Below are 21,851 nucleotides of genomic sequence, written 5' to 3'. Positions count from 1 at the left end.
TACGGAAGGAGACACATGGTGGCCCGTGAAATACGCCGGAACAGCCGCCGCCCCCCTGAAGACCCGCACGGTGTTCTGCTGTGGCGGTGGCGGCGCAACCCGCTGCGCCGCCGAACCGATGTCGTGCAGGGGTGGATCGCGCTCGGGCTGCTCCTCGCCGTGACGGCCGCGACCCCCGCCGCCATGTTCCTGGTCGGCGACGCGGCCTACCGTCACCACCGGCAGACCGCGCGGGACGAGGCCGCCGTCCGGCACCACATGCCCGCGGTCCTCGTGCACGACGCCCCTCGCCATCCTGAACCCGGTTCCCCCGAGGCGAAGATCACCCGGTATCCGGTCGCCGTCCGCTTCACCGATCCGCACGGACACTCGCGGACCGCCACGACCGACGTCGAACCCGCACTGCGCGCCGGCAGTGAGGTCCGGGTCTGGGTCAGTGACGAAGGGAAGATCACCGAGCCGCCGCTGAGCACCGAGCAGATCCGCAACCGCACGATGGGCGCCGCGATGGTCGCCGCCCTGACCGTTCCCGTCATGGGCGCCGTCGTGTACGGCTGGGCCGCGCGCAGGCTGGAGCGGCGCAACCTCGCGCTGTGGGACATCGCCTGGGCCCGCACGGCCCCCCGGTGGACGACCTCCACCTGACCTGCCCGGACACCGCGGCAGGGAGGACGACGCCACCTTCGGAACCGGCCCTGGGCCCTGTCGTCACATTCCCGTCTGTCCCACGGGCGACGACGGGAATTCGACGACAGGGCCTAGCCGCAGCGAGGACCTTGGGAGACCACTCCGTTCACGTTCACACGTGCGGTGGCCGAAGCGGTCCCGCGTCGCAGAGCGACGGTCATGAAGCCCAGTCGGCGTTCCGTGAAATGGGCGGCGTACACGATGCGCCGGCCCTCGTTCAGCGTCTCGACCCTGCGCACCTCGACGGGCGCGCCCGCGCAGGTCGCGGACGTGACCTCCTGGTGGTCGGCGGCGAACAGCACGGTCCATCCGGGGCTCGGCACGTAGCCCAGTTCGGTGATGTGGGGATCCTTGCGGAGCGGTATGGGGTGCGGCAGACACGTCACGACGCTGAAGCCGCCGCCGACGTCGGCGGCGCAGAACCGGTCGTCCCGTGTCTGCCAGACGAAGCCGGAACTCCCGCTCTCGGTGCGCACCTCCACGAAGCCCCGCTCGTCGGGGGCGTCCTTGCCCTGCTCGCCCGGCTGCGACCGCAGCCACTGCTCCGCGGCGGCACGGGTGGCGGCGTCGGTGTCGGCGCCGTCCTGGGCCGACGGGGCCGACGGGGCCGAGGCCTTCGGCCGGGCCGAAGGCGCCGACGGCCGCGGGGAGGTGTCGTCACCACCGGTGGAACAGGCCGTCAGGACCGACATCGCCAACGCGGCCAGACCGCACATGAACTGTCTGCGCATGATTCCCCAGCCCCTCGCCCGTTCCTGTGGGGGACGTCCCGGGCTGCCATGAGGTTCCGGGGCGAGGGCGGATCGGTTCGGATCCGTGAGGGAGCGCCGGGAAGCGCGCCCAGGGCCGTCGGCGTCCCGACTGGCGTACGGCGCGCGGCTGTTGAAGCCGGACTCGGGGCCGCCGGTTCCCCGCGAGAGAACCGGCCCATCGGGAATAGTCACTGTACGTGATGGTGGCGCGATGATCCGGGGGCTCCGATCACGTGGACGGTCGTCTCACCTGCCGAGAAGCGGTTTGACATTAGGACGGCTTATGGCTGATAAAGAACATGCTTTGGCCACCATGTAACGATCCGTGATGGTCGTGCCCGTCTAGCCGAATGAGTCACGCCGTGTCCCTGTCCTCCGCCGTCCCGACCCCCGTCGACCCCGAGGAGGAGTGGAACCTCTGGCGTGCCGAGCGTCTTGGGGCGCTCCCCGCGCCGACCGGGAATCTCGCCCTCGTGGAGACCCGCTGGCTCCCGGCCGGCGAGGAACCCGACGCCGAGGCGGCCCGCGCCGGACAGCCGGACAGTGTGACCGTCACCACGCTGCGCCGCACCGACCTCGTCACCGGCGAGCCCGAGCACGGACTGCGCTTCTGGGACGCGGACGCGCCCGCCATCCGGAACTTCGAGGGCGTCGAGGCCTTCCCGTACGACCCGGCCTGGGTTCTGGAGGCCACCTACACGGCCGTGCCCGGCGCCCGCCGTATTCCCTTCGAGCACCTCCGGGACAACGGCGGCACCCGTGACCTCGTGGTGCCGGGCGACATCACGCTCACCGTCGACGGCCGCGAGTACACCCTCAGCGCCTTCGACGACGACGGCACCCTGCTGCTCGTCTTCGGCGACCCCACCAACGGGGACACCACCTACGGCGCCGGCCGCTTCCTGTTCGTCCGGCGCACCGACGACGACGGCCGTGTCGTCCTGGACTTCAACCGGGCCTTCGTGCCGCCCTGCGGATTCTCCGATCAGTACAACTGTCCGATGCCGCCGCGGCAGAACCGCTTCCACCTGCCGGTCCAGGCCGGCGAGAAGCGCCCCGTCTTCCGCGACGGCTTCCTCGCACAGCACTGACCGTCCGCAGACCTCCCGTTCCACCCAGCACGAAAGCGCCCCGAACCATGAGACTCAGCACGTCGACCCTCTACGTCACCGCCACCACGGCCGGCCTCGCCCTCGTCCTCACCGCCTGCGGCGGCGGCTCCGGCGCGAAGAGCACCTCCGCCGGCACCTGGGACAAGAACGCCACCGTCAACGTCGGCTCCCTGTACGAGCCGCAGAACCTCGACAACACCGCGGGCGGCGGCCAGGGCGTCACCGAGGCCCTCAACGGCAACGTGTACGAAGGCCTGTTCCGGCTCACCGACGACGGCAAGGTCGACAAGCTCCTCGCCCAGGACTACCAGGCCTCGGCGGACGGCCTCACCTACACCTTCACCCTGCGCAGCGGTGTGAAGTTCCACAGCGGCAAGGAACTCACCAGCGCCGACGTCAAGTACAGCCTGGAGAAGGTCCTCGCGGACGACTCGCAGTCCGCCCGCAAGAGCAACCTCGAGGTCGTCAAGGACATCGCCACCCCGGACGCGCACACCGTCAAGGTCACGCTGTCCCAGAAGTCGATCTCCTTCGTCTACAACCTCTCCTACGTCTGGATCATCAACTCCGAGGCGAAGGAACTGAAGACGAGCGAGGACGGCACCGGCCCCTACACCCTCGCCAAGTGGACCCGCGGCTCCGCGCTGAGCCTGAACCGCTTCGCCGGGTACTGGGGCGACGCCGCCGCCAACAAGCAGGTGGTCTTCCACTACTACAAGGACGCCACCGCGCTGAACAACGCGCTGCTGACCAACGCCGTCGACGTGGTCACCAGCGAGCAGTCGCCCGACGCCCTCGCGCAGTTCAAGAGCAACCAGAGCTACAAGGTCAACGACGGCAACTCCACCACCAAGCTGCTGCTCGCCTTCAACGACAAGGCCAAGCCGTTCACCGACGTCAAGGTCCGCCAGGCGGTCTCCGCGGCCATCGACGACCAGAAGCTCCTGGAGTCGGTCTGGGGCGGCTACGGCAAGCTCATCGGCTCCATGGTGCCGCCCACCGACCCCTGGTACGAGGACCTCACCAAGGTCAACGCCTACGACGTCACCAAGGCCAAGAAGCTGCTCGCCGAGGCCGGTTACGCCAAGGGCTTCTCCTTCACCCTCGACACCCCGAACTACGACCCGCACCCCACCGCCGCGACCTTCATCAAGTCGCAGCTCGCGAAGGTCGGCATCACCGTCAAGATCAACACGATCACCCCGGACGAGTGGTACACGAAGGTCTACAAGAACCACGACTTCACGGCCACGCTCCAGGAGCACGTCAACGACCGCGACCTCGTCTGGTACGGCAACCCCGACTTCTACTGGGGCTACGACAACAAGCAGGTCACCCAGTGGGTGGCGCAGGCCGAGGAAGCCACCACCACCGCGCAGCAGACCGAACTGCTGAAGAAGGTCAACCGGCAGACCGCCGAGGACGCGGCCAGCGACTGGCTGTACCTGTACCCGCAGATCGTCGTCGCGAACAGCAAGCTCTCCGGCTACCCGCTCAACGGCCTCAACTCCCAGTTCTACGCGTACGACATCAAGAAGCAGGGCTGATGGGGCGCTATCTCCTGCGCCGCTTCGTCTTCCTGCTGGTCTCGCTGGCCCTGGCGAGCGTGGTGCTGTTCGTCCTGCTGCGCCTGCTCCCGGGCGACCCGGCCAACGCGCTCACCTCGGTGGGCGCGAGCCCGGAGCAGATCGCGGCGGCCCGGCACTCCATCGGCTCCGACCGGCCGCTGCCCGAGCAGTTCACCCACTGGCTCGGGCAGCTGGCGAGCGGCGACCTCGGCACGTCCTTCGTCAGCTCGCTGCCGGTCGGCCCCGAGGTCGCGGCCCGTCTGAACGTCACCGTCCCGCTGACGCTGGCCGCGTTCGTCCTGGCCGTCGTCATCGCCGTACCCGTCGGCTTCGTGGCCGCCTACAAGCGTCACACCTGGTACGGCGCCCTGCTCAGCGGGATCTCCCAACTGGGCATCGCCGTACCGGTGTTCTGGCTCGGCATGATCCTCGTCGCGGTTTTCGCGCTGAACGCGGGCTGGCTGCCCTCCGGCGGCTTCCCGCTGGACGGCTGGTCCGCGCCCGCCGACGCCGTACGCTCCCTCGTGCTGCCGGTCGTCACCATCGCCCTGGTGATGAGCGCCTCACTCATCCGCTACGTCCGCTCCGCCGCCCTCGACGTGCTGGGCAGCGACTACCTGCGCACCGCCCGCGCCCTGGGCGCCTCCTTCCCCAGGGCCATGTGGCGGCACGGGCTGCGCAACGCCTCCGTCCCGGTGATCTCCGTCCTGGGCATCGAGCTCGCCTCGACACTGCTCGGGGCCGTCGTCGTGGAGTCGGTGTACGCGCTGCCCGGCCTCGGCTCGCTGCTCGCCACCGGCATCGCCCAGCACGACTACCCGGTGATCCAGGGCGTCCTGTTCGTGTCCACGCTCGCCGTGCTCGGCATCGGCTTCGCCGCCGACCTGGCGCAGCGCATCATCGACCCGCGGCTGCGCGGCCGTCTCTCGGGAGGTGCCCGGTGACGTACACGGACGTCCTGCGCAAGCCGGCGGAGGCCCGCCGCCGCCGTTCCGCCACCCTGCTGGCCGGCTGCACGCTGACCGCCCTGATCGCGCTGCTCGCCGTCGTCTCGCTGGTGTGGCTGCCCTACGACGCCGACGACACCTCCGGCGGCCGGCTCGCCGGACCCGGCGACGGACACCTGCTCGGCACCGACAAGCTCGGCCGCGACCTGTTCACCCAGCTGATGACGGGCTCCCGGATCGCCGTCGAGGCCGGACTCGGCTCGGTGACGATCGCCGCGCTCATCGGTGTCACCCTGGGCGTGCTCGCCGCGTTCGCGCAGGGCTGGCTGGACGACACCCTCGCCGCGTTCCTCGACATCCTCATCGCGTTCCCGACCCTGCTGCTGGCGATGCTCGTCGTCGCCGCCCGCTCGGCCACCCTCGGCTCGGCCGTCCTCGCGATCGGCCTCGCCCAGAGCGCGGTCGTCGCCCGGCTGGTGCGGATCCTGGTCAAACGGGTCCTGGCCCAGGACTACGTCACCGCCGCCCGCACCTCGGGCACCTCCTGGCCGCGTACCGTCGTCGGACACGTGCTGCCGAACATCTGGCCCACCCTCGTGGTCAACCTGGCCCTCCAGTTCGGCCTCGCCGTGCTCGCCGAGGCCGGCCTGTCCTACCTCGGCCTGGGCGCCCCGCCGCCCAACGCCTCCTGGGGCCGGATGCTCCAGGAGGCCCAGGCCACCTTCACCACCGCCCCCGCCGGCGCGCTCGCCCCCGGCATCCTGCTCGTGGTCCTCGTCGTCGGGGTCAACCTCGTCGCCGACGGACTGCGCGACACCCTCGACCCGGCGACCCGCCGGAGGCGGTCATGACCCTGCTCGACGTACGCGGACTGACCGTGCGCACCGACGACGGGCGCACCCTCGTCGACGACCTCTCCTTCACCGTCGACAGCGGTGAACGGCTCGGCCTGATCGGAGAGTCCGGCTCCGGCAAGTCCCTGACCACGCTCGCCGTGCTGGGCCTGCTGCCCGACGGCATGACCGTGACCGGCAGCGTGGAGCTGGCCGGCACGCAGATCGTCGGCGCCCCGGAGAAGCGGCTCACCGCGGTCCGGGGCCGGGACGCGGCCGTGGTCTTCCAGGAGCCCCTGACCGCCCTCGACCCGCTGATGCGGGTGGGCCGCCAGATCGCCGAGCCGCTGGCCCGCCGCACCGGTCTGCGCGGCCGCAACCTGCGCACCGCCGTCACCGAGGCGCTGCTGCGGGTACGACTGCCCGAACCCGAGCGGATCGCCCGCGCCTTCCCGCACGAGATCTCCGGCGGCCAGCGCCAGCGCGTCGCCCTGGCCATGGCCCTCGCCTGCGAGCCGAGCCTGCTCATCGCCGACGAGCCCACCACCGCGCTCGACGTGTCCGTGCAGGCCGAGATGCTCGAACTCCTCGACACCCTCGTACGCGAACGGGAGATGGCCGTGCTGTTCGTCAGCCACGACCTCGCCGTCGTCGCCGCGGTCACCGACCGCGCCCTCGTCATGAAGGACGGACGGGCCGTCGAGGAAGGCCCCGTCCTGGACGTCGTCGGCGCGCCGCGGGCCGCGTACACCAAGGCGCTCGTCGCGGGCGCCCGCAAGCTGGAGTCCGCCCTGGACCTGAGGAGCGCGCGATGACACCCGTGCTGGAACTGACGGACGTGGCCGTGCGCTACCGGGGTGCCGCGGCCGACGTCGTGCAGGACGTGTCCCTCGCCGTCGAGCCGGGGCAGTCCCTGGCCCTCGTCGGCGAGTCCGGCGCGGGCAAGACCACCCTGCTGCGCCTGCTGCTGGGACTCGCCCGCCCCACCGCCGGCACCGTCCGCTTCGACGGCGAACCGCTCTCCCCGCGCGACCGGCGGCAGCTGCGCAGCTTCCGGCGCAGCGTCCAGTGCGTGTTCCAGGACCCGTACTCCTCCCTCGACCCCAGCCGGCGCGTGGCCGCGATCGTCGCGGAACCGCTGCGCTCCCTCGGCCTGGACACCCGGGCGAGCGCCGCGCCGAAGGTGGCCGCGGCACTGGAGCGGGTCGGCCTGCCCGCCGACGCCGCCGACCGCTACCCGCACGAGTTCTCCGGCGGCCAGCGCCAGCGCATCGCCATCGCCCGCGCCATCGTCTGCGACCCGCGCGTGCTGCTCGCCGACGAACCCGTCAGCGCCCTCGACGTCACGACCCGGGTGAAGGTCGTCGACCTGCTCGCCGAGCTCAAGGAGGAGCGGCAGCTCACCCTCGTGATGGTCTCCCACGACCTGTCGGTCGTCGCCTCCCTGTGCGAGCGCACGGCCGTCCTGGAGCGGGGCCGCCTGGTCGAACAGGGCGACACCCGGCAGGTGCTGGGCGCCCCGGAGCACCCGTACACCCGCCGACTGATCGACAGCGTGCCCCGCCTGCCGGTCTGACCGACGCAGTCCGGCCGGTCGTCGGCCCGTCAGCCGGACGAAACCGTCCGGTCCAGCGGGCAGTCGGCCAGCAGGGTCGCGGGATCCGCTCCGGCCGGCCGCCGGACCGTGTGGTCCGCCGGCGGCAGACCGTCCCCGCCCAGCCACCGTTCCAGGGCGGTGAACGCGGCGCGGTGGCAGGGGACCATGGGGCGCAGCCGGTCCGGGAAGACGTCGACGAGCGAGTCCGTGTGCGTCCCGTCCTCGATCCGGTAGTAGCGCAGCAGCGCGCCACGCCCGGCGTCGTGCACCATACGGGCGTAGACGTCGGAGTCCCGGCCGATGGGCAGCAGCACGTCGAGGGTGCCCTGGAGAGTGATGAGCGGCTTGCCGATACGGCCGGTCAGGGCGATGCGGCCGACGGCACGGTGCACCCGCTCCGGCCGGGTGGCGTAGGAGTAGTCGGCGTCGCAGCCCGGCGTGCCCGAGGCGCAGAACGGGGTGCCCGCCTCGATGGCCCCGTCGAAGCCGGGGTCGAGTTCCTCGCGGTAGATGCGCTGGGTCAGGTCCCAGTAGACCTGCTCGTGGTACGGCCACAGGAACTCGGAGCCCGCCGGGTACCCGGCCCGGTGCATGGCCTCCAGGGCGTCCGCGGCGCCGGGGCCGCCGGCGGCGTACACGGGGTAGGCGCGCAGCGCGGACGGCAGGAAGGTGAGCAGGTTGGGACCGTCGGCGCGCCACAGCGTGCCCTCCCAGTCCACTCCGCCGTCGTACAGCTCTGGGTGGTTCTCCAACTGCCAGCGCACCAGGTAGCCGCCGTTGGAGATGCCCGTGGCGATGGTCCGGGCCGGGGGCCGGTGGTAGCGCTGCGCGACGACCGCGCGGGCGGCCCGGGTGAGCTGGGTGAGGCGGGTGTTCCACTCGGCGATGGCGTCGCCGGGCCTGCCGCCGTCGCGGTAGAAGGCGAGTCCGGTGTTGCCCTTGTCGGTGGCGGCGTAGGCGTAGCCGCGGGAGAGCACCCAGTCGGAGATCGCGCGGTCGTTGGCGTACTGCTCGCGGTTGCCCGGTGTCCCGGAGACCACCAGTCCGCCGTTCCAGTGGTCGGGCAGCCGGATGACGAACTGCGCGTCGTGGTTCCAGCCGTGGTTGGTGTTCGTGGTCGAGGAGTCGGGGAAGTAGCCGTCGATCTGGATGCCCGGAACGCCACTGGGCGTGGGCAGATCCCGGGGGGTGAGCCCCGCGAAGTCGGCCGGGTCGGTGTGGCCGGAGGCCACTGTCCCGGCCGTGGTCAGTTCCTCCAGGCAGTCGGCCTGCTGAAGGGCCGCGCCCGGTACGTGGATCAGGGCGCGTGCGGCGCAGTGGCCCTCGGGCGTCGCCTGCGCACCGGCTGCGGGTGCGGCCGTGGGCAGGAGCGCGCACACGGCCGCGAGCGACAGGGCGCCGAGGGCGGTACGCCGACCGGGTCGTACGGGCCGTCCGGGCCGTTCACGGGGCGGGGTGGTGACGGTGTGCGCTGCGGGCATCCGATTCCTCCGGGTCGAGTGGGGGACAGGCCGGAGGCTAGAGGCGCGATCACCGTGCGGAACATGTGCGGGCCCACCATGCCGGAGGTCCGGACTGAAGGGTCGGACGCCATGGGCAGTGGCTAGTTTTGACTCTGTCCAAACTAGCGGGCTAGTCTGTCTTCACCGGACGGCCGACGGGTGAGGTCCCGCAGCGGTGTCCGGTTCCCCCGCATGTCCTGTGCGCGCCGGCGCGATCGCCCCGGTCTGCCGCCGGCGGCGCCAGTCACTCGAAACCACTCACTTCACGTGGGCCGACAACCGACGGAGTTCACCATGCACTGCTTCGACTGCACCCAGGAAGGGAGCGGTACGACGGCCGGCATCGGCGCCTGCACCGGCTGCGGCCTGTTCGTCTGCCGCGATCACGCCCGCATCGTGGGCGCCGGTGTCCAGCGGCCCATCGGCGTGGTGCCCCGGACCAGCCCCGTCGCGGCCCGGCGCCTGGTCTGCGCGACCTGCCGCACGGCCGAGCTCGCCCGCTGACCGCCCGGCCGATCCGGCCGGGGCGACACGGGTTGTACGGTGACGAACGGGACGCGACGGATACGAGGAGTGTGAGTCGGGCATGGAGCAGTCGGCCGGCGACCTGCTCAAGAGCAAGGGGCTGCGCAGCACGACACAGCGGCGAGCCGTCCTGACCGCGCTGCGCGGCCATCCGCACTCCACGGCGGCCGAACTGGAGACGAGGATCGGCGGGACCGGCTCATCGGGCGGCGGACTCTCGCGACAGGGTCTCTACAACGTCCTGGACGACCTGGCCAGGGCGCGACTCGTCCGCTGCATCGAACCGGCGGGCTCACCCGCCCGCTACGAGCTGCGGGTCGGTGACAACCACCATCACCTCGTCTGCCGCGGCTGCGGCCGCATCGAGGACATCGACTGCGCCGTGGGGTCGGCTCCGTGCCTCGCTCCGGTGCAGGAGCGGGGTTTCGCCGTCGACGAGGCCGAGATCACCTGGTGGGGGCTGTGCGCGGAGTGCCAGAAGGCGTCCGCCGAGAGCGCGCCCGGATCCGTGTCCGGCTGACCACCCGCTGCCGGACCCGCGTGATCACCCGCTGCCGCCTCCGCACGTGCCGACCCCGACCCGCGGGTGTCAGATCCCGAGGCGTTCCCGGTCGCCCATCACCACGACCGGACGGCTCTCGGGATCGAGGGTGCGCAGCAGTGTCCGCATCCCCGGCTCCGGGAGGGTGACACACGCCGACGTGCCGTCACCGTGGTCCAGGTGCAGCCAGATGCCGCCGCCCCGCTCCACCCCCTCGGGCCGGGTCCAGTCGAAGGGCGGGACGCCCGTGCGCCGGTTGTAGTCGACGGCGATGACGTAGTCGAAGTCATGGGCGTGCGCCTCGGTCTGGATCGTCATGGACGCGTAGGCGTGGTCGTCGTACCAGTACCGCAGCCGGCTGCCCGGATCACGGCGCGCGCCTCCCGCGTCGGTCAGGGTGAACACCCCGACGGGAGTGCGCTCGTCGTCCATGTGATGGTCCGTCGTCCAGCCCTTCCTGCCGTTGTGGGCGGGCCAACCGCCTGTCCGCTCCCAGGCCGTGCCCTGTTTCTCGTAGAGCGCGACGAGACCGTCCGGCGAGTCCCGGTCGTCGCCGTAGACGACGACCAGCTGACGGGTGGCGGCCGGGACCTGCTGCCACATCCGCTCCCCGATGCCTTCAGGACGCAGGTCCGTGGCCGGACTGGCCGGACTGGCCGGACGGGGTGAACCCGCCGCCGGGAGTCTGCTCGCCGGTGCTCCGCCGGGGCCCGGGGGCTCGGTGGTGGGGGCGCAGGCCGCGGTTCCCCAGAGCAGGACGCCGCAGGCGAGGGCCGCGGACGCGGCCATGGCTCGACGCGCACCGACGCGCAGCCGCCGCCGAACCGGGGACCGGGTACCAGGGGATGTCCGCATGTCCAGGATCCTGCGGCGGGACGAGGGCGAGGCGCATCCGCACCAAGGCAACCGGCCTAATCGCGACTCCCGCAAAGCCGTTGGCCGTACGCGTCGTTGTCGGCTTCGGGTCGAACCCTAGGTGATCAGGTTCGTCTTCGGGCGGACCACGCAGAACTCGTTGCCCTCCGGGTCGGCCAGCACGGTCCACGACTCGTCGCCGCGCTGCCCGACGTCCATCCGGCGGGCGCCGAGCGCGAGGATGCGCTCGATCTCGGCCTCCCGGTCCTCGGCGGCGGACGTCAGATCGAGGTGCAGCCGGTTCTTGACGACCTTGCGGTCCGTCACCGGCATGAAGCAGATGCCCACCGGGCCGGTCTCCTCCGGCCCGATCACCACCTCCCGCTCACGCTCGGACAGGATCCGCCAGTTCAGTACCTCGGCCCAGAACCGGGCCAGCGAGGGCAGATCATGGGTGTCGATGACGATGTGATGCAGCGACAGAGGCATGTCGCAGATTGTGCCCGACGGTCGACGGCGGGTGCCTCGGACCGTTGCCCGCCGGCCTCCCGCTCCTCCGCGACCGTACGAGCGGCCGACCGTACGAGTGACGAAGCGGGCGAATGCCGGAGAGAATGGCCTTATAGGGCATTTTCGTCATTCGAGCGATGGATGGTGAGGGACGTCATGAAAGGCTTCGTCTTCCACGGCCCCGGACGGTCCGCCTGGTCGGATGTCCCCGACCCTGAGGTCAAGGAGCCCACCGACGCCGTCGTGCGGGTCGACACCACCACCATCTGCGGCACCGACCTGCACATCCTCAAGGGTGACCTCCCAGAGGTCCAGCCCGGAACGGTCCTGGGACACGAGGCCGTCGGCGAGATCGTGGAGGTGGGCGACGATGTGCGGACCGTGCGTCCGGGCGACCGTGTACTGGTCTCCTGCATCAGCGCCTGCGGCCGCTGCCGCTACTGCCGCGAGAGCGCCTACGGCCAGTGCCGGGGCGGCGGGGGCTGGATCCTCGGCCGTCTGATCGACGGCACCCAGGCCGAGTACGTGCGCGTCCCCTTCGCCGACCTGTCCGTGTACGCCCTGCCCGGCGCGGTCGGGAGCAAGGACGCCGTCCTGCTCGCCGACATCTTCCCGACCGCGTACGAGGTGGGCGTCCGCAAGGGGCACGTCCGCCCGAGCGACACCGTCGCCGTCGTCGGAGCCGGTCCCATCGGCCTCGCGGCGATCGCCACGGCACGTCTGTTCGGGCCCGAGCGGATCATCGCCGTCGACCTGGCCGCATCGCGACTGGAGGCGGCCAGACGGCTGGGCGCCGACGCCGTGGCCGAGGCCGGCGAGGTTCCCGAGCAACTGGTCGCCGACCTCACCGACGGACTCGGCGCGGACGTGGTCATCGAGGCGGTCGGCGAACCGGAGAGCTTCGAGCTGTGCACGCGCATGGTGCGGCCCGGCGGCCGGGTGGCCAATATCGGCGTCCACGGCGAACCCGCCGTGCTGCACCTCGAAGACCTGTGGAGCAAGAACGTCACCATCACCACCGGCCTGGTGGACACCCACTCCACGCCCACCCTGCTGAGCATGACGGCCGCCGGCCGGCTGCCCACGGCACAGCTCGTGACTCACACCTTCCTGCCGGACCAGATGGAGGAGGCGTACGACGTCTTCGCCCGCGCCGCCGAGACCGGCGCCCTCAAGGTGGTCCTCGGGGAGCCGACGCACGACGAGGTCGCCGTGCGGGCGGCCTGAGGCGACCTGAAGCGGTCCGAGCGGCCTCAAGCGGCCTGAGACGGCCTGAGGCGGCCCTGGGAAACGGTGTCGGGCCCGTCGGAGTCAGTCCGTGGCGCTGCCCGGTGACCCGCGCCCGGTCATCCGACGGTCGCGGTCATCCGGGGGCCGCGGTCATCCCGGGGCCGCGGTGATGCGGCGGCCAGTGAGGCGTTCGGGCCGGATCGACACCCACATCTCGCGTACGCCGCCCGCCCACGGAGTGCCGGGGGCCAGCTCGGTGAGCCGGCGCACCGCGTCGGGAGCCGTCACGGCGCTCGCGGGACCGACCACGAGGACGCTCCAGCCCTTGCTCAGGGCCTCGTCCATGTGGTCGACCTCGAAGGCGACCTCCGCCCCGACAGCCGCCGCGGGCGTGGAATGCGGCGCGGTCCGGTAGACGATCGCGTCGTCGACGACCGCGTAGTTGACCGGGACGACCGCAGGGCGGCCGTCGGGTGCGCACACCGCGACGCGCCCCACACCGTGGGTGGAGAGCAGCGCACGGCATTCCTCCGTGTCGAGGTCCCGCAGCTGAGGATGGAGCAGGGCGAAGCCCTGGCCCGGCGGCAGATCCGCGTCGCCGCCGCGCAGGGAGGTCACCGTGGTGCCCAGTGCGTCGGCGAGCCTGATCAGGCTCGCCACCCCCGGGTCGGCGGGCTGTTCCTCCAGGTACCGCAGATAGGCGGGGGACATCCGGGCCCGCTGGGCCGTCTCCTCACGGCTGAGCCCCCGTTTCCGGCGCTCGACGATCACGCGTCGGCCGATGTCACCGGGGCGGGGAACCCGCAGTGCGGCGGCCTCGTACCCGGCCGGCTTGATGTCCCCGTCGGCCGGGTGTGGAGCCTGGGCGGGTGGAGGCTGCCCGTGTTCGAGCGGGCGGATGTGCGCATCGGGCCCGGGGAACACCAGGGTTATTTCGCCGGTGTCCGACCAGTACACGTCGTAGGGCGGCGTCCCGTCCTCGTGGTGGAGCCCGACGATCTCGCCGTCGCGTACGGTGCCCTCGGTCGTCATGTTCTCGATGACCAGCCGATCGCCGACGTGAGCCCTCATGACGCCGCCCTTCCCTGAGAGTGGTGCTGTTCCCGACGTGCCGCGCGCGGCGGCGCGCAGGGGGTGATCGCCCCGGACACCCGGAGCTGGGGGGCCGGTGCGCGGCCGCCGGTCAGCCGGGCCACCCGGCGGTCTGCCGGTCGCCCGGCTCCGGCACGCCCATGCCCTGGATGTCCTGCTCGGCCGCTTTCAGCAGCTGTCGTGCCAGGTCGCTCAGGCCCCGGCCCGCGGCGAGCTCGTCGCCGATCCGCGGCACGTCCTCGTCCGCGGGATTGCAGTGCGCGGTGCCCAGGGCGGTGAGCTCGCCCGAGCCGGTGTCCAGCACCAGCTGTGCCTTGGTCGTTCCCGTGTCGTCCTCGTACAGATGAATACGGACCTTCCATTCCAACGTATGCGACATGGCTCTCCTCCTCGGCTCGATGCGGACCGGTGCGATCCGATGCGGACGGAAGCCGACCGGTGCGGTCCGGTGCTGTCCGGTCCGGTGCGGTCCGGACGGGTGCTGTCGGGGGGCCGGAGCCGTCCGGGGCGGCCCCGGCGCCGAGTGGACCGGGCATCTCATCGCGGCGGTCCACCGCCGCGCCCGTCCGTCGTATCCAGCTTCGTACGAGACGGAGGCCGACGCCATGCCGTCAGTCGCCCTCGATGTCGAGCACCTCGTCCACGGGGCGCCGGGGCGTCCCGGGCCCCGAGGGGCCGTAGCCGAGCCGCAGGACCATCTGGACGAAGCCCATCGCCGATTCCGGGTCGCGTACGGTCCAGCGGAGCTCGGGCCATTCGAGGGCATGGGAGGTGAGCGAGGTGGCGAGCCCGTCGAGGGTGGCCTGGAGCAGTACGCGCTCCAGCGCCTGGCCCGCCGCCAGCCAGTCCCGCGGCCGGTCGTCCTGGGTGCCCAGCACGGCGAGCTGCGGTGTCTCCTCGAACACGGCGGTCTCCCGGCCGGGCACGGGGTGCCGGCCGGCGAAGTCACGCACGGGTGCCTGGCCGAAGCGCTGTCGCGGGCCGAAGGCGTCCTCCGGCACCCCGTCGCCCGACTCTCCGGCCGCCGGTGCGCCCACGCGGGTCCAGCGGCTCAGTTCCTCGGCGGCGGCGGAGTCCCGGTCGTCGCGTCCCTCGGCGTCGTGGACCAGGTGCAGCAGTGTCCGGACGTGCCAGGCCCCGGGGAAGACCAGCTGGGCGCCCTCCAGCACGGCGGCACCGCTCAGGGTGTCCTTGACGGCCTGGGGGATCTCCTCGTCCGTGAACGGGTGACGGCTGGTGCGGCGGCGGCGGATCGCCGGATACAGCGCGGCGAGGTCGTCGTCGGCGGCCGTGGGACCGGCCAGCCGTACCTCGGCGATCAGGCTGGGGTCCGCCGGATCGGGCAGCAGCCGGGTGACGGGCTCCCAGCCCGCGTGCGCGGCGGCCACGCGCAGATTGAACACGGCGGCGGCACAGCCCAGGTGCAGGGCGCGGGTGGTGGGGTCGGAGTGGGGCATGGCGCGGTCGAGGTCCGCGTACACCTCGAAGGCGCCGTCCTTGCGCCGGAAGCGGAACCTCCACGGCTGGGCGTTGTGCATGGAGGGCGCGGACGTGGCGTCCGCGACCAGGGCCGTCACGGTCTTCGGGTCGAGTGTGCGTACCGACAACGGACCTGCCTCCCTCCAGGGCCGACCGTTCGTCCACGTGGAGGCGGCTTCCGTCTCCTCCACCTGTGCGCTCTTCCCACTATGGCACCGGGGGTCGGGCCACGCGCGGCCGTCGGACGGCGTCGCCCGGCGCCTCGGCAGGCACCCCGCGGACGCCGGCTCAGGCTTTGTCGAGCCGGGTGCCGCCGGTGCCGCGCAGGACGTCCAGACGGCGGTGGTACTCGTCCTCGTCGATCTCCCCGCGGGCGAACCGTTCGGCGAGCAGCTGCTCGGGGCCGGGCCGGTACGGGGGGCGGTGGCCCGCCGCCCCGGTGCCGGACGGCCGGGACAGGGCCCGGAACAGCAGAACGCCGACGGTGATGAGAGCGGCCCAGAAGAGGATCATGCCGATCGACATGCCGAACCAGCCCCATCCGCCGGGATCATGGCCGTACCAGAACATCACGTCACCCACTTCCAGGCGGCCGCCGGACCCGGGCCACGCGCCCGTCCTCCCGGCGTCGCACCTCCATTGTCGTCCCGCCGCCGCCGCACGTCATGGGCCGTCGGGCACGAGGTGCCGGGCCGATGGTCCCGGCCTCGCGGGGCGACCGGAACCGTCGGGGTCCGCCACGGACACGGCAGCCCGGGCACGGATCCCGGCCGTGTCACGGCGGCCGTCGGCCGGAAGTGACGGCACGCTTGCAGGGCGGGCACGGTGACACGGCCCCCGTCGGGTCTCGCCGCGTCCCCCTTTGACCGCCACGGACGTTCCCCCACGGAGACGCCATGCCGCACCCGTCGTCGCAGTCAGTGCCCCGGCCCGCCCCACAGTTCACGCCGCAACAGCCGACGGGGTCCCGGCCCCGCTCACAACCACCGTTCCGGTCAAGGGTCCTGTCGCGGCCGGTTCCCGTCGCCCGGCCCGTGCGGCAGAGGGAAGGGGAGCGGTCGTGCGGGTGATCGGCCTGATGTCGGGCACCTCGTACGACGCCATCGAGGCCGCCGCCGCGGACCTCGCCCTGGACGGCGACGTCCTGCACCTGCACCCCATCGGGCACCTGTCCGCCCCCTACCCCGACGCCGTGCGCGACCTGATCGCCGCCACGCTGCCGCCGGCCACCACGACCACCCGGGCCGTCTGCACCCTGGACACCCGCATCGGCCAGGCCTTCGCGGCCGCCGCCGAACGCGCCCTGCACGACCTGTGCGACGGCAGGGCGGACCTCGTCGTCTCGCACGGCCAGACCATGCACCACTGGGTCGAGGACGGCGCCGTGCACGGCACTCTCCAACTCGGCCAGCCCGCCTGGATCGCCGAGGCCACCGGCCTCCCCGTCGTTTCCGACCTGCGCAGCAGGGACGTGGCGGCGGGCGGGCAGGGAGCCCCGCTGGTGGGCATGACCGACACCCTGCTGCTGCGCGGCCTGCCCGGCACACCCGCCGCGCTCAACCTGGGAGGCATCGCCAACATCACCGTGCTCGCGCCCGGCACCGACCCGTTGGCCTTCGACACCGGCCCCGCCAACGCGCTCCTGGACGCGGCCGTACGGCACTTCACCGGCGGCGCCCATGCCTACGACGCGGACGGGCGAGGGGCCGCGGCCGGCCGGACGCGTCCCGAGCTGCTCCGTGTCCTCCTGGCCGACCCCTACTACCGCAGGCCCGCCCCGAAGACCACCGGCAAGGAGTACTTCCATCTGCCCTATCTGCAACGGGCCCTCGAAGCAGTGCTGCCCGCGCCCCGCCCCGACGACGTACTGGCCACCCTGACCCGGCTGACCGCGGTCACCGTCGCCGACGCGTGCCGGGCCCACGGCGCCACCCAGCTCGTCGTGTCCGGCGGCGGTGTGCGCAACCCCGTGCTGATGCGCATGATCGCCGAGGAACTGCCCGATGTGCCGTTGCGCCCCAGTCACGAGCTGGGCCTTCCCTCGGACGCGAAGGAGGCCCTGGCCTTCGCGATCCTGGGATTCCTCACGATGCACGGCCTGCCCGGCACATTGCCGTCGGGCACCGGAGCCCGTCGGGCGACCCTGCTCGGCACGGTCACCCCGGGCCGGTCACCGCTGCGCCTGCCCGAACCGGCCGGGCACCCGCCCCGGGTACTGCGGATCGGCCCGAGACTCCGAGCGTGAGGCGCGGGGCCGCTGTCAGCGGGTCGAAGCGTGCGCCCGGAGGCGCGGGGGCCGCCGTCAGCGAGCCGGGGCATGCGTCCGGGCGCCGTACTTCCGGCACCTGGGACGGAATGCCACCATGGGCCCGATCCCGCCACAGCCACCGCGAACGCCCCGGCCCGCCCAGAGCCGGACCGTCCCGATGTCACCGCCGGAACAGGAGCACACGCATGCGTCTTTATGCCCAGACCCCAGTGCGTCGGAGCCGCCAGGTGCTCGCCGACCTGATCGCCCTGGTCCTGATCGCGGCCGCGGTGTGGTTCGCCCTGGCCGTCCGTCACGTGATCATGCTCCTGGCGGAGCCCGGCCAGAAGGCGCAGGACGCGGGCGACGCGCTCGCGGGCGGTCTCAACGACGCCGGTGACGCGGCCTCGAAGGTGCCGTTCGTCGGGGATTCCCTGAAGCAGCCGCTCCTGGCCGCCGCCGACGCCGGCAACGGCCTGTCCGACGCCGGCCGGTCGTTGCAGGACACCGTGGGCCAGGTCGCCACACTGACCACGGTCGCCCTGATCGTTCTCCCGGTGGCCTTCGTCCTGGTGCTGTGGCTCCCGCCGCGGCTGCACTGGATCAGGCGCAGCGCCACCACTCGCCGGCTGCTCGACGCACCGGGCGGCGCGGACCTGCTCGCCCTGCGCGCCCTCACCGGGCCGCAGCGTGCACTCGCCGTGATTCCCGCACCGCCCGGTGGCCTCGCGGACGCCTGGCGGCGCGGGGATCAGGAGGTCATCACCGCATTGTCCGCGGTCACGCTCAGGAATGCGGGTCTGCGACCGTGACCTGCGGATGCGGATGCGGATGCGGATGCGGATGCGGGAGTCGTGTGCGGAGCTCTTACGGAGGGTCTCAGCCGACCCTGAAGGAATGAAGCGGGGCGCCGGTCACACCTATGGCGTACGACATGGCCGACCCGCCGTACGGAGTCCCGGTGCATGTGCTGTTCTCGTACACGGAGACGGGCCTGATGGTGTAATTGGCCACCGAACGGAAGTAGTTGCCCTCGGGAGCGTTGGGGAACAGCTGGAGGACGGTGTAACAGTGGCCGTCCTGGGGGTTGTTCACGACCAGTCGCGGAGCGAGCAGGATGGAATCCTCCCCGGGCTGGCCGAGTACGACCTGTACGTCGCCCGCGGCGGGCCAGGCCGAGGTGGGCAGGGCCCAGGCGAGCAGAAGGGCGGTACCGGTCGCCAGGGCGAGCTTGACCCGGCGGGAGATCGTGGGACGGGACATGGACACCTCCGGCGTCTCGAGGTCGTCGCGACCTCTCGCTCCGGTGGCACGGACCGGGTCCGCGCCGTCGCAGCACTGTCGGACCTCTACGGCCAGTCTGCATGCGGATCGACCCACGCGCATCACCGGTGAGGGGAGACATCGTTGTTCCACCGACCGACCCGCATGCCGGGGCTGATCGCGGGGATGTTGCTGGCCGGGAGCCTGGCCGCCTGTGATCCGGGCGGCCTGCGCTCCGCCGAGCACGCGGGGCCGTTCCCGCACGAGTCTCCGTCGGACGCCGCCGACGTCAGCCTCGACCAGGCCCTGTCCGACTACGGCGTCCGCCTGCCCGAGGGGGCCGAGGACATCGCCTACGGTGCCCTCAAGGCCTTGGACGGATACCCGTTCAACGTCCAGTTCTCGGTGCCGTGCGACGCTGTTGCGGCGTTCGTCCGGGACAACCGGCTCGCCTCCGCCGGGAGGACGACCCCCGACGAGGTGCTGACGGAGGTCATCGACGCGGGCTTCACGCCGGATTCCGGTCCGGCCTACGTCCGGGCGAAGGGATCAAAACTCCCCAAGGTCACCGGGGCGGTCTTCGAACGCTCCAGCACCTGCCGGGTGTTCCTCGCCGGCTGAGGTCCACCGCCCCAAGGCGTCCTGTTCTCCTCCGGCGGGAGGAGAACAGGACGTCGCCCGCTCAGAGCAGCCGCCACAGATGGTCGTCGGTGCCGTTGTCGTCGAACTGCACGACCTGGGCGCTGTTCTGGGTCGACATCCCGTCCACGCCGAGGACCTTTCCGCTGTGCCGGTTGCGCACGAGGAACCAGCCGTCGCCCCGGTCCACCAGCGTCCACAGGTGGTCGTCGGTGCCGTTGTCCTCGTACTGCACGACGTGGGCGCTGTTCTGCGTCGACATGCCGTCGACGCCGAGCACCTTGCCGCTCTGGCCGTTGCGCACCAGGAACCAGCCCTCGCCCCTGTCGACCAACTGCCAGGCGTGGTCCCCGGTGCCGTTGTCGTCGAACTGCACGACCCGCGCGCTGTTCGCCGTGGACATCCCGTCGACCCCGAGCACCTTCCCGCTGTGCTTGTTGAGCACGCGCCGGTACGGCGGCTCGGGCACCCACGGACGACCGTCCGGGGAGGCGGTCGGGAACGAGGTGATGCGCAGCCTGGCCGCGCCCATCGGGACGAGCGTCACCTGCTCCACGGCCCCCGTGGCCCGGGCCGGGCTCTGTTGCAGCGGAGCGACCACGTGCTCGTCGTCGGCGACCCACTCGGGGACCCGGCGGGCCTCGGCGGTGAGCGTCAGCGGAGTGGTCCCGAGCGTGAACGGGTTGGCCGCGAGCGGTCCGGTGGCGCGGTGCAGTACCGGTGAAGTGCCGGGCACCAGACCGTAGTTCCAGGGCGTCGTGGCGTGGACCGCGTACTCGGGGAAGGTGTCGTCGCCCGCGTACCGGTCGTACCGCTCCCCGATCCTCAGCGCGTAGGTCAGCGGCCCGTGCACGACGCTCACCGCGTCCCGGTTGCCGGGCCAGCCGCGGATCGTGGTGCGCTGCGGCAGGGTCAGGGTGACGCGGTCCCCGTTCTGCCAGGTGCGCGCGACCCGCACGAACGCCGGCCCGGCCGGGGCGTCGACCGCCGCGCCGTTGACCCGCAGCACGGGCGCCGTGCACCAGCCCGGCACCCGCAGCAGCAGCGGGAACGCGACGGCGCGCGGGGTGGACAGGGTCAGGGTGACGGTCTCGTCGAACGGATAGTCCGTGGTCTCGGTGACGGTGACCGCCGTGCCCGCGACGGTCGCCGTCACGCTGCTGGGCGCGTACATCGCGGCGGCGAGCCCGCCGTCCGGGGTCGCGAGCCACAGCTCCTCGCCGAAGTAGGGCCAGCCCATGCCGTAGTTGTGCGGACAGCAGCGGTACTGGTCGACCCCCGGCTGGTACGACTGCATGGCGAAGCCGTTCTGGAACTGGCCCTCGGTCTTGCGGACGTCGTCCAGGTCCACGCAGTTGGCGTTCGTGATGTAGTGCACCCCCTTGCCGTCGGGGTCGAGAGCGGCGGGCAGCAGGTTGAACGCCAGCTCCTCGCAGCGGTCCGCCCACACGGGGTCGCCGGTGATCCGCGTCAGCAGCTCGTGGCTGGCCATGAACTCGACGATGCCGCAGGTCTCGAAGCCCTGCCGCGGGTCGCCGAATCCCGGCCGGATGTTCTCGTCGCCCGCGAACCCGCCGCCGGGGAACTGCCCGTAGCCGCCGAGGACTTGCTCGTACGTGCGGTACGCGGCCCGGGTCAGGTCGGCGGAGCCGGAGCGCTGGGCGTACTGCGCGGGCTCCCGGAAGCCCTGGGCGATGTTGACGTTGTGCGCGCTGGGCAGGGGACCGGTCCAGTCGGCGCCCCAGGCGTGCATCTTGTCGACGAGATCGAGGAGATAGGCCTCACCGGTACGGTGGTACAGCCACAGCGCGATGTCCATCCCGTCGCCCCAGCGCAGGGACACCCAGCTCGAATCGAACGCACCGGCCCCCTGGGCGTTCATGAAGCGCAGGAACCGGCCGACGAACGGCACGATCCGGGTGTCGTGCGTGTACTCCTCGTAGGTGCGCAGCGCCTGGAGCAGGGGCAGGAAGGGCCAGAAGTCGGGGCCGCCGTTCAGCGCGGTGCGCAGGGCCCGCGGGCCGAAGAACCCGTCGCTCTGCTGGGTGGCGAGGACGGCGTCGATCCAGCGGCGGGCCGTGGCGAGGGCGGTGGAGTCGCGGGTGGCGATGGCGAGGGGGACGTATCCGCGCAGCCAGTAGGGGAGTTCCTCCCAGCCGTCGCGGTCGGGGTGGGCCCAGCCGCTGGTCGACAGGTCGAGGAAGTGGGAGCGTTCGGCGTAGCGTCCGCACAGTCCGGCCAGCTGCAACCGCAGTTGGCCGGCGAGCCAGCCGCGGGCGGTGATGCTGCCGGGCGGCAGCCGGGTGAAGGCGTCCGGGGCGAGACCGGCCGCCGCGGCCGCGGGCGGCGCCGGGAGCAGGGCGCCGACGGCCAGGGCACCGGCGGCGAGGCCTCCGGTCTGCAATAACTGTCGCCGGGCGATAGCCATACGGCTTCTCCAGTCGGGAGTGGGGGGTTCGGGGGGTGAGCGG

23 protein-coding genes are annotated in these 21,851 nt (G+C 72.1%); 13 read left to right on the top strand and 10 right to left on the bottom strand.

Annotation, left to right across the window (positions count from 1 at the left end; translation table 11 throughout):
- Window positions 1-15: 15 nt before the first annotated feature.
- Window positions 16-645: an Rv1733c family protein gene (locus tag FNH09_RS06590; protein WP_152885804.1), complete on the top strand. Its 630-nt coding sequence runs from the start codon at window positions 16-18 to the stop codon at window positions 643-645.
- A gap of 113 nt (window positions 646-758) precedes the next feature.
- On the opposite strand, the gene FNH09_RS06585 is transcribed toward FNH09_RS06590, so the two are convergent.
- Window positions 759-1,418, bottom strand: coding sequence for a hypothetical protein (locus tag FNH09_RS06585; protein WP_152885803.1), 660 nt, complete (start codon window positions 1,416-1,418; stop codon window positions 759-761).
- 371 nt (window positions 1,419-1,789) lie between these two features.
- On the opposite strand from FNH09_RS06585, the gene FNH09_RS06580 reads away from it, so the two are divergent.
- Genes FNH09_RS06580 through FNH09_RS06555 form a run of 6 tightly spaced genes read left to right on the top strand, consistent with a single transcriptional unit; the run spans window position 1,790 to window position 7,475 of the window.
- A complete protein-coding gene (locus tag FNH09_RS06580) occupies window positions 1,790-2,530 on the top strand; it encodes a DUF1684 domain-containing protein (protein WP_152885802.1) in 741 nt (246 codons plus the stop codon).
- Window positions 2,531-2,577: 47 nt separating this feature from the next.
- A complete protein-coding gene (locus tag FNH09_RS06575; protein WP_152885801.1) occupies window positions 2,578-4,098 on the top strand; it encodes an ABC transporter substrate-binding protein in 1,521 nt (506 codons plus the stop codon).
- The gene (locus tag FNH09_RS06570; protein ID WP_152885800.1) at window positions 4,098-5,063 is read left to right on the top strand and encodes an ABC transporter permease; all 966 of its coding nucleotides are present in this window, start codon (window positions 4,098-4,100) and stop codon (window positions 5,061-5,063) included. The genes FNH09_RS06575 and FNH09_RS06570 overlap by 1 nt, the downstream gene beginning before the upstream one ends.
- Window positions 5,060-5,917 carry an ABC transporter permease subunit gene (locus FNH09_RS06565; RefSeq protein ID WP_162468193.1) on the top strand — a complete coding sequence of 286 codons (858 nt, stop codon included), beginning with the start codon at window positions 5,060-5,062 and terminating at the stop codon, window positions 5,915-5,917. The genes FNH09_RS06570 and FNH09_RS06565 overlap by 4 nt, the downstream gene beginning before the upstream one ends.
- Window positions 5,914-6,714 carry an ATP-binding cassette domain-containing protein gene (locus FNH09_RS06560; RefSeq protein ID WP_152885799.1) on the top strand — a complete coding sequence of 267 codons (801 nt, stop codon included), beginning with the start codon at window positions 5,914-5,916 and terminating at the stop codon, window positions 6,712-6,714. Before FNH09_RS06565 ends, FNH09_RS06560 begins: the two co-directional genes overlap by 4 nt.
- Complete coding sequence (locus FNH09_RS06555; RefSeq protein WP_152885798.1) at window positions 6,711-7,475, top strand: ABC transporter ATP-binding protein; 765 nt, start codon at window positions 6,711-6,713, stop codon at window positions 7,473-7,475. The genes FNH09_RS06560 and FNH09_RS06555 overlap by 4 nt, the downstream gene beginning before the upstream one ends.
- 29 nt (window positions 7,476-7,504) lie before the next feature.
- Here FNH09_RS06555 and FNH09_RS06550 read toward each other — a convergent pair whose 3' ends face one another.
- The gene (locus FNH09_RS06550) at window positions 7,505-8,977 is read right to left on the bottom strand and encodes a 3-hydroxybutyrate oligomer hydrolase family protein (RefSeq protein ID WP_152885797.1); all 1,473 of its coding nucleotides are present in this window, start codon (window positions 8,975-8,977) and stop codon (window positions 7,505-7,507) included.
- Window positions 8,978-9,292: 315 nt separating this feature from the next.
- Between FNH09_RS06550 and FNH09_RS06545 the strand changes: the two genes are divergently transcribed.
- Window positions 9,293-9,502: a DUF2180 family protein gene (locus tag FNH09_RS06545; protein ID WP_162468192.1), complete on the top strand. Its 210-nt coding sequence runs from the start codon at window positions 9,293-9,295 to the stop codon at window positions 9,500-9,502.
- A gap of 82 nt (window positions 9,503-9,584) precedes the next feature.
- A complete protein-coding gene (locus FNH09_RS06540; protein WP_152885795.1) occupies window positions 9,585-10,043 on the top strand; it encodes a Fur family transcriptional regulator in 459 nt (152 codons plus the stop codon).
- Between the two features lie 69 nt (window positions 10,044-10,112).
- Here FNH09_RS06540 and FNH09_RS06535 read toward each other — a convergent pair whose 3' ends face one another.
- Window positions 10,113-10,853, bottom strand: coding sequence for a L,D-transpeptidase family protein (locus FNH09_RS06535; RefSeq protein WP_152885794.1), 741 nt, complete (start codon window positions 10,851-10,853; stop codon window positions 10,113-10,115).
- 183 nt (window positions 10,854-11,036) lie between these two features.
- Window positions 11,037-11,408: a VOC family protein gene (locus FNH09_RS06530; protein WP_152885793.1), complete on the bottom strand. Its 372-nt coding sequence runs from the start codon at window positions 11,406-11,408 to the stop codon at window positions 11,037-11,039.
- A gap of 177 nt (window positions 11,409-11,585) precedes the next feature.
- Here FNH09_RS06530 and FNH09_RS06525 point away from each other — a divergent pair, with 177 nt between their 5' ends.
- Window positions 11,586-12,656: a zinc-dependent alcohol dehydrogenase family protein gene (locus tag FNH09_RS06525; RefSeq protein WP_152885792.1), complete on the top strand. Its 1,071-nt coding sequence runs from the start codon at window positions 11,586-11,588 to the stop codon at window positions 12,654-12,656.
- A 153-nt stretch (window positions 12,657-12,809) separates the two neighbouring features.
- Here the strand turns inward: FNH09_RS06525 and FNH09_RS06520 are convergent, their stop codons facing one another.
- The 4 genes from FNH09_RS06520 to FNH09_RS06505 form a co-directional block, all read right to left on the bottom strand.
- Window positions 12,810-13,730: a pyridoxamine 5'-phosphate oxidase family protein gene (locus FNH09_RS06520; protein WP_152885791.1), complete on the bottom strand. Its 921-nt coding sequence runs from the start codon at window positions 13,728-13,730 to the stop codon at window positions 12,810-12,812.
- A gap of 112 nt (window positions 13,731-13,842) precedes the next feature.
- Window positions 13,843-14,130: a DUF1876 domain-containing protein gene (locus FNH09_RS06515; protein ID WP_152885790.1), complete on the bottom strand. Its 288-nt coding sequence runs from the start codon at window positions 14,128-14,130 to the stop codon at window positions 13,843-13,845.
- 232 nt (window positions 14,131-14,362) lie between these two features.
- Complete coding sequence (locus FNH09_RS06510; protein WP_162468191.1) at window positions 14,363-15,358, bottom strand: Acg family FMN-binding oxidoreductase; 996 nt, start codon at window positions 15,356-15,358, stop codon at window positions 14,363-14,365.
- Window positions 15,359-15,518: 160 nt separating this feature from the next.
- Window positions 15,519-15,800, bottom strand: coding sequence for an SHOCT domain-containing protein (locus tag FNH09_RS06505; protein ID WP_152885836.1), 282 nt, complete (start codon window positions 15,798-15,800; stop codon window positions 15,519-15,521).
- A gap of 490 nt (window positions 15,801-16,290) precedes the next feature.
- Here FNH09_RS06505 and FNH09_RS06500 point away from each other — a divergent pair, with 490 nt between their 5' ends.
- Window positions 16,291-17,475 (top strand): anhydro-N-acetylmuramic acid kinase, encoded by a 1,185-nt coding sequence (locus tag FNH09_RS06500; RefSeq protein ID WP_162468190.1) that lies wholly within the window; start codon window positions 16,291-16,293, stop codon window positions 17,473-17,475.
- A 209-nt stretch (window positions 17,476-17,684) separates the two neighbouring features.
- Window positions 17,685-18,290, top strand: coding sequence for a hypothetical protein (locus tag FNH09_RS06495; protein WP_152885789.1), 606 nt, complete (start codon window positions 17,685-17,687; stop codon window positions 18,288-18,290).
- Between the two features lie 67 nt (window positions 18,291-18,357).
- Here the strand turns inward: FNH09_RS06495 and FNH09_RS06490 are convergent, their stop codons facing one another.
- Window positions 18,358-18,741, bottom strand: a complete 384-nt coding sequence (locus FNH09_RS06490; protein WP_152885788.1) for a hypothetical protein — start codon at window positions 18,739-18,741, stop codon at window positions 18,358-18,360.
- A 144-nt stretch (window positions 18,742-18,885) separates the two neighbouring features.
- On the opposite strand from FNH09_RS06490, the gene FNH09_RS06485 reads away from it, so the two are divergent.
- Window positions 18,886-19,362, top strand: a complete 477-nt coding sequence (locus FNH09_RS06485; protein ID WP_152885787.1) for a hypothetical protein — start codon at window positions 18,886-18,888, stop codon at window positions 19,360-19,362.
- Between the two features lie 61 nt (window positions 19,363-19,423).
- Here FNH09_RS06485 and FNH09_RS06480 read toward each other — a convergent pair whose 3' ends face one another.
- Entirely contained in the window at window positions 19,424-21,808 is a 2,385-nt protein-coding gene (locus FNH09_RS06480) for a beta-L-arabinofuranosidase domain-containing protein (RefSeq protein ID WP_152885786.1), read from the bottom strand.
- Window positions 21,809-21,851 lie beyond the last annotated feature (43 nt).

The sequence above is a fragment of the Streptomyces adustus genome (genome assembly GCF_009377175.1).
In the GTDB taxonomy this organism is placed as follows: Bacteria; Actinomycetota; Actinomycetes; order Streptomycetales; family Streptomycetaceae; genus Streptomyces; species Streptomyces adustus.
Note: the sequence above shows the minus strand (reverse complement) of the source record. Positions and strands in the feature narration are given on the sequence as shown.